This is a genomic window from Vibrio sp. SCSIO 43086 (assembly GCF_051132235.1).
GTDB classification, from domain to species: domain Bacteria; phylum Pseudomonadota; class Gammaproteobacteria; order Enterobacterales; family Vibrionaceae; genus Vibrio; species Vibrio diabolicus.
Genome location: NZ_CP072677.1, coordinates 215,100 through 231,352, shown reverse-complemented (window position 1 = coordinate 231,352; position 16,253 = coordinate 215,100). Strand labels below are relative to the sequence as shown.

The window sequence follows — 16,253 nt, the reverse complement described above, 5'->3', positions numbered from 1 at the left end:
TCGCCCTGATCTTTTCAGGGCGATTTTATTTGCATCCAACCCAAGGTGAGGACGGCATGGGTAAAATGAGAAGTAATGAGGGTAACACTCAATCAAAGCTCTTGATCATTATATCAATTTTATTGATGGCGGGCTGTACGCAAAAGTTTAATGATGTTTCCGCAACGGTAGAAGAAGCATACTCAAACTATATAGATGTAGAGTTAACATCCGATGAGATAAAACAAGTACCTTATGCTAGTGCATACCTGAGAATAGGCTCTCAAAAGCAAGTCTTCGTTGTGCTAGCTTTTGCTGAAGAAAACAAAGTCACAGGAACCAAACAATTAAAATGGGTCAGCGCTGATAAGTCAATGATTGTGACAGAGAACGGACGTATCATAAAAACAATAGGCTTACAGAAAAACAACCTAGTTGCTATATCCGGCACTTATCCAAAATTTAATGAAGTAAATACTATTCATAGCTATTCATTAACTTATGATTGGATGCCTAAGTATCGCTACAACTATTCTGCTACAGCACAGTTATCTAAAAGTATTACTTCAACGGTAGAAACCGCACTCTATAACTCTCCAGCTCAGATATTTGAAGAAAGCATTTATTTTAAAGCTTTAGACTCTAAAATTACGAATAGATACTGGGTTGATACTTCGGGAAATGTTCTAAAAACAAGACAATACCTTGGTCCTAATATGGAACCAATTGAAATTACTTTCCTTAAAAGGTATACGGAGAAAAAATAATGTTTAGGATTACTATTACATTTTTCTTTATACTTGTGAACTTCCCATTATATGCTTCAGAACAAGTAAAAGACGATTATCTTACTCTTAAACTTTCCAACTCAAACCAAGAGTTCAAGTTTTCATCATCAACACGACTACACCAAGCTTTAACGGCTCTCGAACAGCATAATGTCTATATAACTTACCCCTTATCAACTACGCTTTTCTCTCTGAACCCTTCTGATGTAGAACAAGTTCGACTCAGCAAAGAGCGTGCCCTTGATTTGATGAAAGAATATAAGCTCAACAAGACGGAACTTTTTAATTTAATTCAACGTTCTGGTACTTCTAAAAGAGTCATTTCAAATATTGATTTAGATACTATTCGTTTAAATAAAAAAAACAATCCTCTTCTAAAAGGAAAGTATATTCTCTCAGTTGGTGAACGAGGAAGACCTTTACTTGTATTGGGTAATACCCCTAAAATTGAAACTATCTCGACTGAAGAAAACATGAGCCTGAGTAGTTTATTCAATGATGAAACAGCATTATTTAAAAATCTAGAACACGCTCCTGTACTTATTTACCCTGACGGCAAACTAACACAATCGCACATTGGAAACTGGAAGACAAAAAGTTACTCTCTTCCACCTGGCACTATTATCTACATTCCATTTTACAAATTTGAGAAGTCACCTTTAGATAAAGCTATCGTTGAACTTTTGATAAACATGAATACAGCCTTATGAAGCTCATTCCAAATTGTCTACCCATTGTACTAATGAGCCCTGTAGCAGTGTTGGCTCAATCAGTGCCTTTTGAAGCACCAGGTTTAACCCCTTCTCAGATGGATTTCGGTGGTGTTGGTTTAATGCAGATGCCCACCGCAAGGATGTCTGATGAAGGCGAATTTAATTTTTCAGTTACCGGTAGTAATGAGTATTTGTTTTATAACGTCACCCTACAAGTACTACCTTGGTTAGAAAGCACCATACGCTACACCAAGGTGAGGGATCTACCATACTCATCGTCTTTTCCTGGAGTAGACAACGACTACACAGATAAAGGAATCGATTTTAAGATTCGCTTGATGCAAGAATCTCAGTATCTACCTGAACTGTCTGTTGGTGTTCGAGACTTCGCAGGTACAGGCCTTTTCGATGCTGAATTTATCGCGGCAACAAAACGTTACTCCAACCCTAACTTAGGTACTTTTGATTTTACACTTGGTATGGGCTGGGGATACTTAGGTACCCGAGATAATGTAACAAACCCATTTTGTAAGTTAGGAGATAAGTTCTGCGAGCGTTCTGACGAGTTTCTTGACTCAGGCGGCACAACTAATTTTGAAAGAGCATTCAAAGGGCCCGCGGCTTTATTTGGTGGCGTAGAATTCCAGACTTTGCATACTCCTTTACGATTTAAAGTTGAGTACGACAGCAATGATTATTCTACAGACTATGCAGTTGTGGGCGCAGACGTTGATATGACCCCCCATACACCATGGAACTTTGGTGTGCTCTACCGTATCGGAATGGCCGATTTTCGTTTAAGTTATGAACGCGGCGACACGTTGGTCGCGGGCTTAACGCTAAACACTAATTTCAATGACATGCCATCATTCTGGCGAGACACACCAACACCAGAAGTAGAAAGCAATCAGCCAGAAGAACTGTCTGATGTTGACTGGGAACGCGTAACAGAAGATTTAGACAAAATTGCTGGTTACCAAAACACGCGTATTTATGTTGATGACAATACAGTAACTGTCGTTGGTGAGCAGAAGAAATATCGTGACCGTACAGAGGCACACGAAAAAGCGGCGGCTGTACTTCACAATGAAATGCCTGACGATATTGATACCTATGCGATCAATGAACGCAGCCGAGGCTTAGTCGGCGAACAAACGATTATTTCCAAAGAGAAATATCGCGACTTTGCCCAAGTTAATTACATCAATCCGAAAATAGAAGATGCAACCGAAAAAGCTAGCAATAAGCCTAGTGGAGAGTCTGTCTATGATGGTTTTGAACGTTTTGATTGGGGTTTTGCACCTAAGCTTGTTCAAACTCTCGGTAACGCAGAAGATTTCTACCTCTTTAGTGTAGGGCTAAGCGGTAATGCCTCATACTGGCTGACGGACAACCTTGAAATTGGCGGTTCGTTATACTGGGATTGGTATAACAACTACGATAAGTTTATCTATGTCACTCCACCTGATGGCACTACCGTTCCTCGTGTTCGCACCATGTTCCGCGCTTACCAAAATGAACATGCTGTAACTATGTCAAATCTACAATTGACTTGGTTCCAAGAGTATTCCAATACCATGGATCAGCAATTCTACGCGGGTTATCTGGAGAGCATGTTTGCTGGAGTCGGTACCGAGTTTCTTTACCGACCACAAGGAGCTAACTGGGCGATTGGCGCTGACGTCAACTTAATTTCTCAACGTGATCCACAAAGTTACTTCGGTGTTTACGATGAGAAATGGCAAAACGTGCCAGAATATGGACGTCCGTTCCAAGTTATTGATAAAGGATTCACTGGTTTTGTATCTGGTTACTACTACCCTCAATGGGAATTCCTGCAAGATTTGATGATCCAAGTCGATGTTGGTCAGTTCCTAGCTGGCGATGTTGGTACACAAATCAATGTTTCTAAGCAGTTCAAGAGTGGCGTAATTGCTGGCGCCTTTGCCTCATTTACAGACTTGTCTGCGGATGAATTTGGTGAAGGTAGTTTTACTAAAGGTTTCTACTTGTCGATTCCGTTTGACATCATGACCGTTAAGCCAAGTAACAATCGTGCGAACTTTAGTTGGCAGCCTCTTACTCGTGACGGAGGGCAGAAGCTCGGCCGCAAATACAGCTTAATTGAGTTAACCGACGAACGAAATCCTTGGTACCAAAGACCTAACCGTTCGGATGTGGAATAATAAAGTAATCAAGGGAGCTGAGGCTCCCTTTTTCATATCTAGATACTGAGCAATAGAAGACTCAAACCTATCTTCCTGCTTCCAATAGCGCTACTTTTCGTTTCTTGCTAGAATTCCTGAGAAAATTTTAATCTATGGTGGAAGTTCTATGATCATCGTAACTGGTGGCGCTGGCATGATCGGCAGCAACATTGTTAAAGCACTAAACGAAGCTGGTATTAACGATATCCTGGTTGTCGACAACCTAAAAAATGGCAAAAAGTTTAAGAACTTAGTTGATCTGGACATCACAGATTACATGGATCGTGACGACTTTCTGACCCAAATTATGGCGGGCGATGATTTTGGTCCGATTGAGGCAATTTTCCACGAAGGTGCTTGCTCTGCAACGACTGAGTGGGATGGTAAGTACATGATGCTAAACAACTACGAGTACTCTAAAGAGCTGCTTCATTACTGTTTAGATCGCGAGATTCCATTCCTATACGCTTCTTCAGCAGCCACTTACGGCGATACAGATACTTTCGTTGAAGAACGCGAATACGAAGGCGCACTGAATGTATACGGTTACTCGAAACAGCAGTTTGATAACTACGTTCGTCGCCTATGGCAAGACGCTGAAGAACATGGTGAGACCCTTTCTCAAATCACCGGCTTCCGCTACTTCAACGTATATGGCCCACGTGAAGACCACAAAGGTAGCATGGCATCAGTTGCGTTCCACCTAAACAACCAACTTAACGCAGGTGAAAATCCTAAATTGTTCGCGGGCAGCGAATCATTCAAACGCGACTTCGTTTACGTTGGTGATGTCTGTAAAGTAAACCTGTGGTTCTTAGAAAACGGCGTATCAGGCATTTTTAACTGTGGTACTGGCCGTGCTGAATCTTTTGAAGAGGTAGCAAAAGCAGTTATCAAGCATCATGGCAAAGGCCAAATTGAAACCATCCCATTCCCTGAGCACCTAAAAGGCGCTTACCAAGAATTCACACAAGCGGATCTGACCAAACTGCGCACCGCAGGCTGTGATGTTGAATTCAAGACAGTTGCAGAAGGCGTTGCCGAATACTTGACTATCCAAAACAGTTAAGCACCACAAGGTGGTAGAACCATAACCTGCCACCTTTACTCAAATGCAATAGCCTGTATCATTCCTAACTATCTTTTTTCTCATTTAAACCACTTCGCCCGTACACGAATAGGTAACTAGACACGCCATGACCATAAAACGTGATGACTTCGACCCTAAAGCATATAACCCTGAGTTTAAGCGCCACTTTCTGTCGCCTAAGTACTGGGGCACGTGGTTAGGCGTTATCTTATTTTTACCTTTATCATTAATGCCACTGGGTTTACAAAAGTGGTTGGCGAAAACCATAGCCAAAAAACTGTCGAAATCCCACAAGGGGCCAGCTCACCGAGCGAGGGTTAACTTTGAGCTGTGTTTTCCGGAAAAGTCGTTCCAAGAACGTGAAGCTTTGATAGAAAAAACACTCTACACAGCGGCCATGTTCTTTTTTCGCTTCGGGTTACTAAGTTTACGCTCACCAAAGTGGCTTCAGAACCGTTGCCAAATTCGCGGCCTAGACATTTTACGACAGCACATTGATAACAACGAAAATGTGATTTTAATGGTTCCCCACTCTTGGGCAATTGATGTGCCTGCTATCTTGCTCGCTTCAATGGGAATGCCAGTTTCTGCAATGGCGAAGAAACAAAAGAATGATGTTGCTGACTGGCTGATGCACAAGCAAAGAGTTCAATACGGTGGTCGTGTTTATGAACGCTCAGGTGGCATTAAGCCTTTTCTGAAATCCATTCGAGATGGCTATGTGGGGTATTATCTACCCGATCAAGATCACGGCCCAGAGCATAGTGTGTTTGTCGATTTTTTTGCCACACGTAAAGCAACGCTACCTGGTTTAGGCAAAATTGCAAAACTATCACGCTCAAAAGTATTGCCTCTATTTGCGTCGATGAACACAGAAGACGGTACGTTTGATATTGAGATTTTACCGGCGTTTGAGCTGGATAAAGGCGAAGAGCAAGACGCTCGTACCTGTAATGAAGCCATTGAATATTTTGTCGGTGATAAACCCGAACAATACATGTGGGTACTGCAGTTGCTGCACTCTCAAGAAGACGGCAATAACTATTACAATTTGTTTAAACCAAGATATAACAGCGACTGGAAAGTGCAGTGAAAGTATTTGTCGTAAGCTTGGCTCGATCGCTGGATCGCCGAGAACGTATTGAAGAAAAGTTAAAACAACAAGGCATTACGTTTGAATTTTTTGATGCCGTAGATGGCTCTGTTAACAGTTTTCTTCATTCAGAAAAAAGTCGTCCAACCATTACTCTACGCCGTAAAGGGTATCAATTAAAAACTAGTGAAGTCGCCTGTTTTGCAAGCCATTACGAGTTGTGGGTTCGCTGTATTGAGCTTGATGAACCGATCGTCATCTTAGAAGACAACGTCGACCCCGTAGAGGGGCTAAAGCAAGTACTCGAACATACCCTTCCATTGACTTCTAACTATGACTACATCAAGTTGTCTGCCACTCAGAAGCGTGTATTCACCCCAATCGTACCTATTGATGATAATCATATGCTAGGGGGCTACTCTGCTGGAACTTGTGGTACCACCGCTTATATCGTCACACCTAAGGCAGCCTCAAAGTTTGTTATGCATGCTCAAGAGTTTATTGAACCAGTCGATGACTACATGGAAAAACCATGGAAACATGGTGTCCAAGTTTACAGCGTGTCTCCAGATCTTTTTACTAGAGCTGAGATTGCTTCGACGATTGGTGGTAAAAGAAAAGATAAATCCAAAATGACTCTTGCGAATAAAATATACGCTGAACTTTTTAGAACTTATGAGTCAATTTTGAAATTCCTATACTGGAAAAACAAAGCATGAAGATTTTAGTCATTGGCCCTGCGTGGGTCGGCGATATGGTAATGTCGCAATCGTTATATATCGTATTAAAGCAACGTCATCCAGATAGCCAAATTGACGTTATCGCTCCAGGATGGTGTAAACCGATTCTTGAGCGTATGCCTGAAATCCACCAAGCGATTGAAATGCCTATCGGTCATGGTGAATTTAACTTATTAGGCCGCAGGGAAATTGGTAAATCATTACGTGAAAAGCAATATGACCACGCCTATATCTTGCCTAAATCGGCGAAATCAGCACTGATCCCATGGTTTGCCAACATTCCTCTTCGTACTGGCTGGAAGGGAGAAATGCGCTATGGTTTATTGAATGACTTACGCCCCAACATGAAGTCTTTTCAATACATGGTAGAACGCTATGTAGCATTAGCTTATCCAAAAGCAGAGATGGTGGACTCCAACTCCCTTGGCGGGCTTGAAACCTTGCCCCGCCCACGCCTTGCAATCAACGCGGCCGAGCAACAAGCCACGCTCAAAAAGTTCAACTTAACGCAAGACCAACCAATCATTGGACTGTGCCCAGGAGCAGAGTTTGGTCCTGCCAAAAAATGGCCCGAAACACACTACGCTGAAGTTGCGACGCAAATGGCTCGATCTGGGCATCAAATCTGGTTGTTTGGTTCTCAAAAAGACTTAGAGACTTGTAACAATATCCGCGCACTTGTCCCGACGCAATTCCATGAGAACATTCATGTTCTAGCAGGCCAAACCAGCTTAATTGAAGCGGTCGATCTACTTGCTGCATGCAAGGCTGTTGTCGCGAATGACTCAGGCTTAATGCATGTGGCTGCTGCGGTTGGTTGTAATGTTGTTGCCGTGTATGGCTCAACTTCACCGAAGTACACCCCCCCACTCGCAGAAAAAGTGGAGATTGTTCATACCGATATTGATTGTCGCCCTTGTTTCCAGCGTGAATGTCAATACAAACACCTTAAGTGCTTGACAGAACTTTCGCCTAAGCAAGTGCTAGATAGTATCCAAAAACTTGACGCCATTACGATAAGCTCATGTTAGTTCGTATTGTTTATACCTTACTACTCGCTCTAGCATCACCGCTGCTTTTATTTGGTTTGTACAAGAGCAAACCAAATAAGCCTAAGTTCGGCTCTCGCTGGAGAGAGCACTTTGGCATAACTCCCAAGCTAAAAAGCAACGACAAACCTATTTGGATACATGCCGTATCTGTTGGTGAAAGCATAGCAGCAACACCTTTAATCAAAGCCCTTAAGGAACAAAACCCCGAACAATCTATTCTAGTTACTACAACAACAAGTACCGGAGCTGAACAGATTGCTAAGTTGGGTGATTTAGTTGAACACCGCTATATGCCAATTGACTTTGGGTTCGCTATCAAAGGTTTTCTTAAAGCAGTGCAACCAAAACAGATGTTGATCATTGAGACTGAGCTGTGGCCAAACACGCTTCACAATGTTCACAAAGCGGGTATCCCTATAACTGTCGTGAATGCGCGCCTATCTGAAAAATCGTGTAAGAACTACGCCAAAATACAGCGGCTTTTTAACCAACTTCATCCATGCCTAACTCAAGTACTCTGCCAAACAGCTTCAGATGCCGAGCGCTTTGAACGCTTAGGCGTCGAGAAAAAGAAACTATCCGTTACCGGTTCTATTAAGTTCGATATTCAAATATCAGAGCAAGTGAAACAGCAAGGACAGCAGCTTCGAGCCCAGCTTGGAGACGATCGTCCGATTTGGATTGCCGCTAGCACCCACAAAGGCGAGGACGAACAGGTATTAGATGCACATAGACAAGTTTTAAAATCTCATCCAAATGCTTTACTCGTTTTGGTTCCTCGCCATCCAGAACGATTTGATGATGTATTCACGCTTTGCCAACAGCAAGGCTTTAACACTGTGCGTCGTACTTCAACGCATGCAGTAGAGACGAATACTCAAGTATATCTCGGCGATACAATGGGTGAGATGCTAACGTTGATGGGCGCAGCGGACATCTGCTTTATGGGTGGAAGCCTAATTGGAGATAAGGTTGGTGGGCACAATGTGCTAGAGCCTGCTGCTTTGGGCGTCCCTATTATCAATGGTCCAAGCTTCTTTAACTTCAAAGAAATCGTACATGAAATGAAGCAGAACAACCTCATCAAAATTGTGAAAAATGAGGATGAACTGGCAAGAGCTATCATGGCTCTAATTAAAGACGTCTCAGCTCATGAGCGCATCACGTCAGAGCTTGTTCATTTTATTTTAGCAAACTCAGGCTCCTTACAACGTACCGCCACAGCCACCTCTTCTATCTAAAAAAGCCGAGTATTAACTCGGCTTTATTTTAAGCTTTAGTTTTAAACCAACGCTTTATTTTCTTTAGGTAGTGTTTTTTCGATTTTTTCAGATATATACCTAAAAAGCATGTCCAATACTTATAGTGATAGATCTTGTTCAAACCAAGAATACGGATTTTATATTGTTCAAACTCTCGGTCTTCTGCCATTGGGTCTTTTGCTTGCTGGAGACTCCAAGAGCCCTCATGCATGCTACGATAAACCGACATTTTTTCAGGGAGGTACCAGGCGCCTTGCTCGATACTATTGATAATCTGCAACACAGAGTGCTCGCCATAAAGCTTGAAAAAGTCTTCATGTTGATAAATTAGGTCAAAAAACGGCTCTTTTCTAATAAACATCGATGCCATAGGCATAGTGTCTCCGCCCTTCTTAATGACATACTGATAAGATATTTTCTTTTCTAAATCGCCTTGGTATCCGTATTTCTTGTCAACCAACTGGTCTTTTAGCAAAGTCAAAGAAGGATGAAAACAAGCATTAATATCCTTATGGCTTGCCAAAGCTTCAAGCTGTTTTTGAAGCTTGTTGTCATCAACCCAATAGTCATCACCTTCACAAAAAGCTATGAACTCCCCATCAACATGAGGCAACATGTTAAAAAGTACAGCTGATGATCCTTTAGAATATATATTTTCCTCTGGATAAATTCTCTTTATTTGGCATTTCCCAGAATACTCATTAAAAACTCTATCGATAATTTTTCGACTATTGTCAGGAGAGCAATCATCATGTATAAGCAACTCGTATTCAAAGTCTACTGTCTGATTAAGTATAGATAAAAGTGTCTGCTCAATATATTTTTCGTGATTATAGCAAGTACAAATAACCGAGACTTTGGTGGACATTTTATTCCTCTGTCTTCTACTTTATTTAATTAAGAAGAGTTATATCTTTTTAGCAGGATTACCTAGAACAGTGGTATTTGACCTCACTTTGGTAAATACGACAGACCCCATGCCAACTGTCGCATCATCTGCTACTTTAACTTTAGGGTGGATAGTTGCTCCGGAGCCAATCAATACTCTCTCACCAATTTCTACATAACCATTGATGGTATTGCTTCCTAGTAAAGAGGTATAGCGACCAATTTTGACATCATGTCCAATAGCACAATTACAGTTGATAAGCGAAAAGTCACCAATAACTGCACCAGGAGAGATGCTGCAGTTTGGGTTAATAATTACACCCTCACCTATCAAAGAAAATGGACTCAACACAACACTAGGGTGAATAAACGAGATAGCATTGCCGCCTTTATCTTTTAGCATTTCGGCAATACTAGCGCGAGCATAACCTTCCCCTCCAAATGCCAAAATAAAATCAAACTGTTCAAGATCATCTAGCATGGAGATTGATTTTACTTCGTGACCATAAAATGTTGTTCCTGATACAAAATATTCGTCAGTCACACAAAAGCACAAGAAACGTTCACGAATATCATTTACATCTTGTATCCAGCTGTACACTTCCGCAGCTAGACCGCTAGCTCCAAATATAATAATTGGATTAGACATTATTTATCCCTGCTCAATCTCGATTTTTTCAACATGTATTTTTAACAAGCCAAACTCATCATTTATCACGATGCTATTTTCACTACTATTTACAGATTTATCGTTTGGTTCATCAATAAACTGATAAGCACGTACAGAGTATCTATCACCATCATTATCAATTAGAGCCTTAGGAAAAACTTTAAATGGTCCATAATCTAATGCTCTCAATATGCGATAGTTCTCAAGCGTTGATTGTTTTATATCTAGCCAGCCATTTCCGGGAATATCTTTGGACAGGTACAGATAGTCATACCTCAATGGCTGTTTAGCCAAGCAAGGAGTACTTCCTGTTTGCAACAATTCATCAATTACGTTTGAAAAGGCTTCCAGTCCTGCATGCATACATTTATGAGCAACCTGATATGCTTTGTCATGCTTATCAACTAACACGTCCGAAAAAGCAATAGCCTCACCAGTATCTACACCTTCATCAACATAATGCCAAGTGACACCTGTTTTTTCTAATTGATGAAAAATAGCCCAACTAGGTGCGTTTCTTCCTCGTAAATTTGGTAAAAGTGCATTATGAAAATTGATAATAGTTACATTCTTTAAAGTCAGTAACTTCCCTTTAAAAAGGTAGTTATTATTCGCACTGATGATTAATGTATTACCAGATAGCCACCTGAGTAACGAAGACTCGATTTCTTCTTTCGTATGCTTAAATTGATATGCGACGTCGTGTTTTTGCGCAAATGACTCAAGAGTAGAAAAAGGTTGCATCTCTGTCTGTAACAATTTCAGCGTCACATCATATTGAAGAAGCTTGGAAGCTACGTCTTGAGCTATCTTACCAAAACCGATCACGATTACGGTTTCAAACTTTAATTTAGACACTGCGCCCTCCATCAATCACAAGATCTAAACCAGTCACCCAGCGAGACGCTCTGCTACTCAAAAAATAACAGGCCTCTGCAACATCTTCAGGTTTGCCTAAACCTAAAGGATATAGGTTATGTAACTTTTCAAGCGCTGCTTCGCCCAAATCAACCGCTACATCTTTTGTGTGCTTGGTCTCAACCCACCCAGGCGAAACGGTATTTACTCTGATTTTACGCGGAGCTAATTCTCTAGCCATTGATTTACTTGCAGAAATCAATGCACCTTTTGCTGCAGAATAAGCAACTAATCCTGGCTCACCAACGAAATGGGCAATGCTAGAAATCAGTGTAATACTTCTATCCTGAGACTTATCTGAATACAAAGCATTCGAAAAAAGCTGGCAAAGGAGCAAGTGACTATTCACATTCGTTTGCATAGTCAAAAGAAGCTCTTCATCCGATACTAACTTCAACGGCAAGATTTTATGGTAGCCCGCAGCACAGATAAGATCGGTAACTTTACCTTGCTCAGTAACGATCTTTTTCAACAGCGGTTTTAATGATGAAGGAGACTTCAAATCCCAAACATAAGCGGCAGAGGAATCTTTTCCTAAAGATTCCTCTGCGATTTTAAGGCTCTCTTTATTACGTCCAAGAAGGATCACAAAGTTTCCCTCTTGAACATGTTTGTGAGCAATACTCAAGCCAATGTCTGAAGTCGCTCCTGTGATAAGAACTTTTCTTTTCATCGAAATTACTGAGGAAGTAGCTCGAGCAATTGACCCACAGTTTTTCGTTCAATTAAATCACCGTGCCCAATTTCTACTTGATATTCATCTGCGAATAAAGTGATAAGAGACAATTGGGCTAAAGAGTCCCACTCTCCCGTTTCTTGATATTCAAAATCAGGAGTTAGCTCTTCTACTTCCAACTCTAGGATCTCAGCTAGTTCTTCCAAAAAAACAGTCATTTATACATCCAACTTAATTAGTTTACATAGTGTAAGTTCATTGAGATCAACCAAGGTCGCCCCCCAACTCAGACCTACACCAAAGCCTGATAATAGTGCTTTTTTACCCTCAAAGCCCGAATTCTTCATCCAAGATGATAAAATCGACATTGGAACAGTTGCGGACGAAGAGTTACCATAAATAGTCACTACCTCTGAAGGTAACTGCTCTTCCGTTACCTTCAGTGCTGAACGGAAACGATCCAAGATAAACTTATTTGCTTGATGAAAGAAAAAGTAGTCAATCTCTTCTGGTTTTGTGTTCGTTTCAATAAACTCTTTAATAAAATTGATTACCGTTGTTTGAGTAAACGTAAAAACGTCTCTACCTTGCATGACCAAATGTTCAGAGCAACGCCAATTCCCTTCCTCGTCCTCGGCAAGAGTGGCAGTATCAGACGTACAAGGGTGTACCATACCACCAGATGGGATCATTAAAGCTTTCGCTCCTTTACCATCATGTTTGATCTCAAGAGGAGCCTTCACATTTTCCGCTCTTTTTTCTATTAAAGAGATAGTAACTGCATCCCCAATAAGAGGGTATGAATTACGATCTTTTAAAGAAACCTTACGGCTTAAAACATCACCAGCAATTAGCAAAACTTTTTGCGCATCACTATTACGAATTAGGCTCGAAGCTTCAAACAAACCTCGAATATAACCGTTGCAACCATCGTTGATGTCCATGCAATAACAATCGGTTTTAAAGTCAAAAGCACCATGTACTATCGAAGCCGTTGATGGAATAGGGTAATCAGGGGTTTGAGTTACCACCAAAATTCCATCCACATCCTGATAGTCGCACCCAAGAGTGGTTGACAGGTCCTCAAGCAAAGGAAAAATCATATCAGTGAGCGCCGTTTCTTTTGAAACAACATGATGTTGATTGTATCCCATTAGCTTCTTCAGCTTTTTAGAGCTCTGCTCTGTGTGTGAGTAGTTTTTTATCTCATCATCAAAGTAAGAAATATGCTTTGGGACGGCTGCGATTATCCCTTTCAGCGAGATATTGCCAATGTCACTTTTCATAAGTTAACCTTGAATCTTTTTAAGATACTCACCAATAACATGCGGCGAAACAAAATTCTCAGGAACCAAACCTTCACCAGGGATTGAAATAGCTAGCTGAGCTTCGATCTCACTTACTAGGACTAACAAATCAAAAGAGTCCAACAGACCTGACTCAAAAAGTTCAGTATCTTTAGCAAACTCATGTTCTGGTTTCATTGTGGTTAGGATTGCTATAATTTTTTCACACATACTACTATTTAACCTTTACAAATTCTTGTAGCGCTTTCTCTGAAAAAGCTTTTCTATTTAACTTACCATTTGGCGTAAAAAGCATTTCTTGTACAAAGCCAATCTTGCTTGGAATCATGTACTTTGGTAAACGTTTCGTCAGTGCAACTTTAAGCTCAACTTCACTCATTGAACTACTGCATTGAACAAAAGAATAAAGCACTTTATCTTCTGATAAATAACCAACAACACACTGTTCGACAGCATCTAGCTCCATGATCTGAGACTCAATTTCACCAAGTTCTATACGATAGCCATTGTGCTTAATCTGGAAGTCTTTTCTACCAATATAATAAATTAAACCATCAATAAGTCTAACCAAGTCTCCGGTACGATAGATCATATCAATGTATTTATCTTGAAGAGGGTTTTGACAAAATACCTCTTCTGTTTTTTCTGAGTTAGCCCAATAACCAAGCGCTAAGCTAGAGCCTCGAACGCACAATTCACCTTCATCATTACGCTGGTCGTTTTCGTCTAGGATTAAAATGCCTGAGTTATGGCAAGGTATCCCTATAGGTAAGCTATCCCCGTCCCAGTCTGACGGCACATCATAGTAGGTGCAATCAACGGTAATTTCTGTTGGTCCGTACAAGTTAGAGTAATGAGCATTAGGATGCTTATCTAACCAGTACTTAATCGTCTTCGCTGGCATAACTTCCCCAGCAAAAAATACATTCTTCAAGCATGGCAATTGAAACTGATCAAGTAACTTAAGATTCGCAATATTTACAAGCAATGAAGGAACCCAGAAGATCGTCGTTATTGCTTTTTCTTTTAAATATTCAAGTGTTTTCTGAGGAAAAATAAACACGCTTTCAGGGATAACGTGCAACTCTGCCGCATTCGACAGCGCCAAATAGATGTCTAGAGTCGAGTTATCAAAGAATAGTGGTGCTTGACTACCAATAATATCAACCTTGCTCACTTCATAGGCAGAATTAGCCCAGTCAATATAATCAATAACACTAGAATGGCAAATAGTGACACCTTTGGGTGTGCCCGTAGAGCCTGAAGTAAAAATTATATAGCATGGGTCTCTATCAATAACGGCTTGATTAAACTTTTCGATATCAACCCAAATATCTTGTATAGGTAGCTTAGATGCCGGTATTTCATCGATATTAATAGTTGAAATTGAACTATCTAGTTCTAATGAATTTAATACATTTCCTGACGTTTCATCATAAAGAACAATACAGTCTTGAAGGTTAGATAAGATCTTTAGTAGTCGCTCTTTAGGCGAGTTAATGTCTACTGGACAGTAAATTCCTCCAGCCATTGTCGCAGAAAAGATCATGGACAGTGCGTTTACAGACTTTTTCGCAAACACGACAATCGGCTTGTTTAAACTTCCCTGTTCTCTTAGTTGCAATGAAATAGCATATGACTTTGCTGTACTTTCTGCATAAGTCAAAGAGTGGCTCGAATCCGAAACACAATTATTTTCTGGATATTTCAGCGACGATGCTTGTAGATACTTCAGGATGCTATTTCTCATCTTATACTCTCTTTTTGCAACCATTCATTATTTTTTAAGTATTTGTTTTATTGTACTTACCATTGATTCACGCAAATCAAAATATATAGGCAAGCATAAGATTCTTTTACTGATCGAGCGACTAACCTCACATGGAGTTCCTTCATGACCATAACTATCAACGAGATCTAAACTCGGATAAAAGTACCTTCTTGGAAAGATGTTATTCGCTTCCAAATCAGCCTTAGCTTTAAGTAATGACGGCTCCGAATCAAACACAATTGGTACATACGCACCATTAGGTTTTGAGCTATCCAACCAATGTTGCATTTGGAAAACATCAGAAAGGTGAGTTTGATAACTTTGCCATAAGCCTCTTCGCTTAGTCATGATACTTTCTATATCATCTAGAACGCAGTGACCCATAGCGGCTTCAAACTCATTCATCTTGGCATTGGTTCCAACACCTTCTATTGAATCCGGTCCCGTTATTCCAAAGTTAATCATAGTGCGTACTTTAGCTGCTAGCTCATCACATTGCGTAATCACAGCTCCACCCTCTATCGTGTGGAATAACTTTGTAGCATGGAAACTTAATGTACTTATATCACCGTGCGTTAATACACTTTCTTTATTTAGATCCACACCAAAGGCATGAGCGGCATCATAGATAACTTTTAAACCGTGCTTGTTTGCTATAGCTTGAATCTCATTGACTTTACATGGATTACCAAACACGTGCACCGGTACTATTGCTGACGTTTTTTCTGTAATAAGGTCTTCAATTAAATCAGGATTTATATTAAAGGTATCACTTTCAATATCACAAAAAACGGGTGTTAAGTTTTCCCAACTAAGCGTGCTTGTAGTCGCAGCAAAAGAGAAAGGTGTTGTGATCACCTCTCCTGTAAGATTTAATGCCTTATAAGCAACCTGAAGTGCTAATGAGCCATTTGCAACCAATATAACATGCTTAACACCAAGATACTCAGCTAGTCGAGATTCTAAATCCTTAACGAGAGGACCACTATTGGTCAACCAACCGCTCTCGTACACACGATCAACATATTGTTTATACTTATCTTTTGACGGTAGATATGGTTTTGTTACAGGAACAATTTCATTGCTCATCATTTAATAT

The 16,253-nt window shown here is 40.5% G+C and carries 17 protein-coding genes; 8 read left to right on the top strand and 9 right to left on the bottom strand.

Annotated features, from left to right (window positions below):
- The first annotated feature begins 56 nt into the window (after nt 1-56).
- The 8 genes from J8Z23_RS01065 to waaA all read left to right on the top strand — a co-directional run bounded on the left by J8Z23_RS01065 (nt 57) and on the right by waaA (nt 8,903).
- The gene (locus tag J8Z23_RS01065; protein ID WP_301659471.1) at nt 57-746 is read left to right on the top strand and encodes a YjbF family lipoprotein; all 690 of its coding nucleotides are present in this window, start codon (nt 57-59) and stop codon (nt 744-746) included.
- Nucleotides 746-1,477, top strand: coding sequence for a capsule biosynthesis GfcC D2 domain-containing protein (locus J8Z23_RS01060; protein WP_256935923.1), 732 nt, complete (start codon nt 746-748; stop codon nt 1,475-1,477). Before J8Z23_RS01065 ends, J8Z23_RS01060 begins: the two co-directional genes overlap by 1 nt.
- Nucleotides 1,474-3,666, top strand: coding sequence for a YjbH domain-containing protein (locus J8Z23_RS01055; protein ID WP_434634517.1), 2,193 nt, complete (start codon nt 1,474-1,476; stop codon nt 3,664-3,666). Before J8Z23_RS01060 ends, J8Z23_RS01055 begins: the two co-directional genes overlap by 4 nt.
- A 148-nt stretch (nt 3,667-3,814) precedes the next feature.
- Nucleotides 3,815-4,756, top strand: a complete 942-nt coding sequence (gene rfaD / locus J8Z23_RS01050) for an ADP-glyceromanno-heptose 6-epimerase (protein WP_017634969.1) — start codon at nt 3,815-3,817, stop codon at nt 4,754-4,756.
- 127 nt (nt 4,757-4,883) lie between these two features.
- Entirely contained in the window at nt 4,884-5,870 is a 987-nt protein-coding gene (lpxM, locus tag J8Z23_RS01045) for a lauroyl-Kdo(2)-lipid IV(A) myristoyltransferase (RefSeq protein ID WP_017634970.1), read from the top strand.
- Nucleotides 5,867-6,589, top strand: coding sequence for a glycosyltransferase family 25 protein (locus tag J8Z23_RS01040; protein ID WP_086459294.1), 723 nt, complete (start codon nt 5,867-5,869; stop codon nt 6,587-6,589). Before lpxM ends, J8Z23_RS01040 begins: the two co-directional genes overlap by 4 nt.
- A complete protein-coding gene (gene waaF / locus J8Z23_RS01035) occupies nt 6,586-7,641 on the top strand; it encodes a lipopolysaccharide heptosyltransferase II (protein ID WP_420665423.1) in 1,056 nt (351 codons plus the stop codon). The genes J8Z23_RS01040 and waaF overlap by 4 nt, the downstream gene beginning before the upstream one ends.
- Nucleotides 7,635-8,903: a lipid IV(A) 3-deoxy-D-manno-octulosonic acid transferase gene (waaA, locus tag J8Z23_RS01030; protein ID WP_434634512.1), complete on the top strand. Its 1,269-nt coding sequence runs from the start codon at nt 7,635-7,637 to the stop codon at nt 8,901-8,903. The genes waaF and waaA overlap by 7 nt, the downstream gene beginning before the upstream one ends.
- A 28-nt stretch (nt 8,904-8,931) precedes the next feature.
- Here waaA and J8Z23_RS01025 read toward each other — a convergent pair whose 3' ends face one another.
- From J8Z23_RS01025 to J8Z23_RS00985, 9 genes are read right to left on the bottom strand one after another with little or no spacing between them, the layout of a single operon-like run.
- The gene (locus tag J8Z23_RS01025; RefSeq protein WP_222132977.1) at nt 8,932-9,792 is read right to left on the bottom strand and encodes a glycosyltransferase family 2 protein; all 861 of its coding nucleotides are present in this window, start codon (nt 9,790-9,792) and stop codon (nt 8,932-8,934) included.
- A gap of 39 nt (nt 9,793-9,831) precedes the next feature.
- On the bottom strand, nt 9,832-10,461 hold the full coding sequence (locus J8Z23_RS01020; RefSeq protein WP_301659466.1) for a NeuD/PglB/VioB family sugar acetyltransferase: 630 nt from the start codon (nt 10,459-10,461) through the stop codon (nt 9,832-9,834).
- Nucleotides 10,462-10,464: 3 nt separating this feature from the next.
- On the bottom strand, nt 10,465-11,340 hold the full coding sequence (locus tag J8Z23_RS01015; protein ID WP_301659465.1) for a formyltransferase family protein: 876 nt from the start codon (nt 11,338-11,340) through the stop codon (nt 10,465-10,467).
- The gene (locus J8Z23_RS01010) at nt 11,333-12,073 is read right to left on the bottom strand and encodes an SDR family NAD(P)-dependent oxidoreductase (RefSeq protein ID WP_124007357.1); all 741 of its coding nucleotides are present in this window, start codon (nt 12,071-12,073) and stop codon (nt 11,333-11,335) included. Before J8Z23_RS01010 ends, J8Z23_RS01015 begins: the two co-directional genes overlap by 8 nt.
- A 5-nt stretch (nt 12,074-12,078) precedes the next feature.
- A complete protein-coding gene (locus J8Z23_RS01005) occupies nt 12,079-12,294 on the bottom strand; it encodes a phosphopantetheine-binding protein (protein WP_124007356.1) in 216 nt (71 codons plus the stop codon).
- Nucleotides 12,295-13,362, bottom strand: a complete 1,068-nt coding sequence (locus J8Z23_RS01000; protein WP_124007355.1) for a ketoacyl-ACP synthase III — start codon at nt 13,360-13,362, stop codon at nt 12,295-12,297. It abuts the gene before it with no gap.
- A gap of 3 nt (nt 13,363-13,365) precedes the next feature.
- Nucleotides 13,366-13,593 carry a phosphopantetheine-binding protein gene (locus tag J8Z23_RS00995; protein WP_124007354.1) on the bottom strand — a complete coding sequence of 76 codons (228 nt, stop codon included), beginning with the start codon at nt 13,591-13,593 and terminating at the stop codon, nt 13,366-13,368.
- A gap of 4 nt (nt 13,594-13,597) precedes the next feature.
- On the bottom strand, nt 13,598-15,133 hold the full coding sequence (locus tag J8Z23_RS00990) for an amino acid adenylation domain-containing protein (protein WP_434634504.1): 1,536 nt from the start codon (nt 15,131-15,133) through the stop codon (nt 13,598-13,600).
- 27 nt (nt 15,134-15,160) lie between these two features.
- Complete coding sequence (locus J8Z23_RS00985) at nt 15,161-16,246, bottom strand: DegT/DnrJ/EryC1/StrS family aminotransferase (protein ID WP_301659462.1); 1,086 nt, start codon at nt 16,244-16,246, stop codon at nt 15,161-15,163.
- Nucleotides 16,247-16,253: the final 7 nt, after the last annotated feature.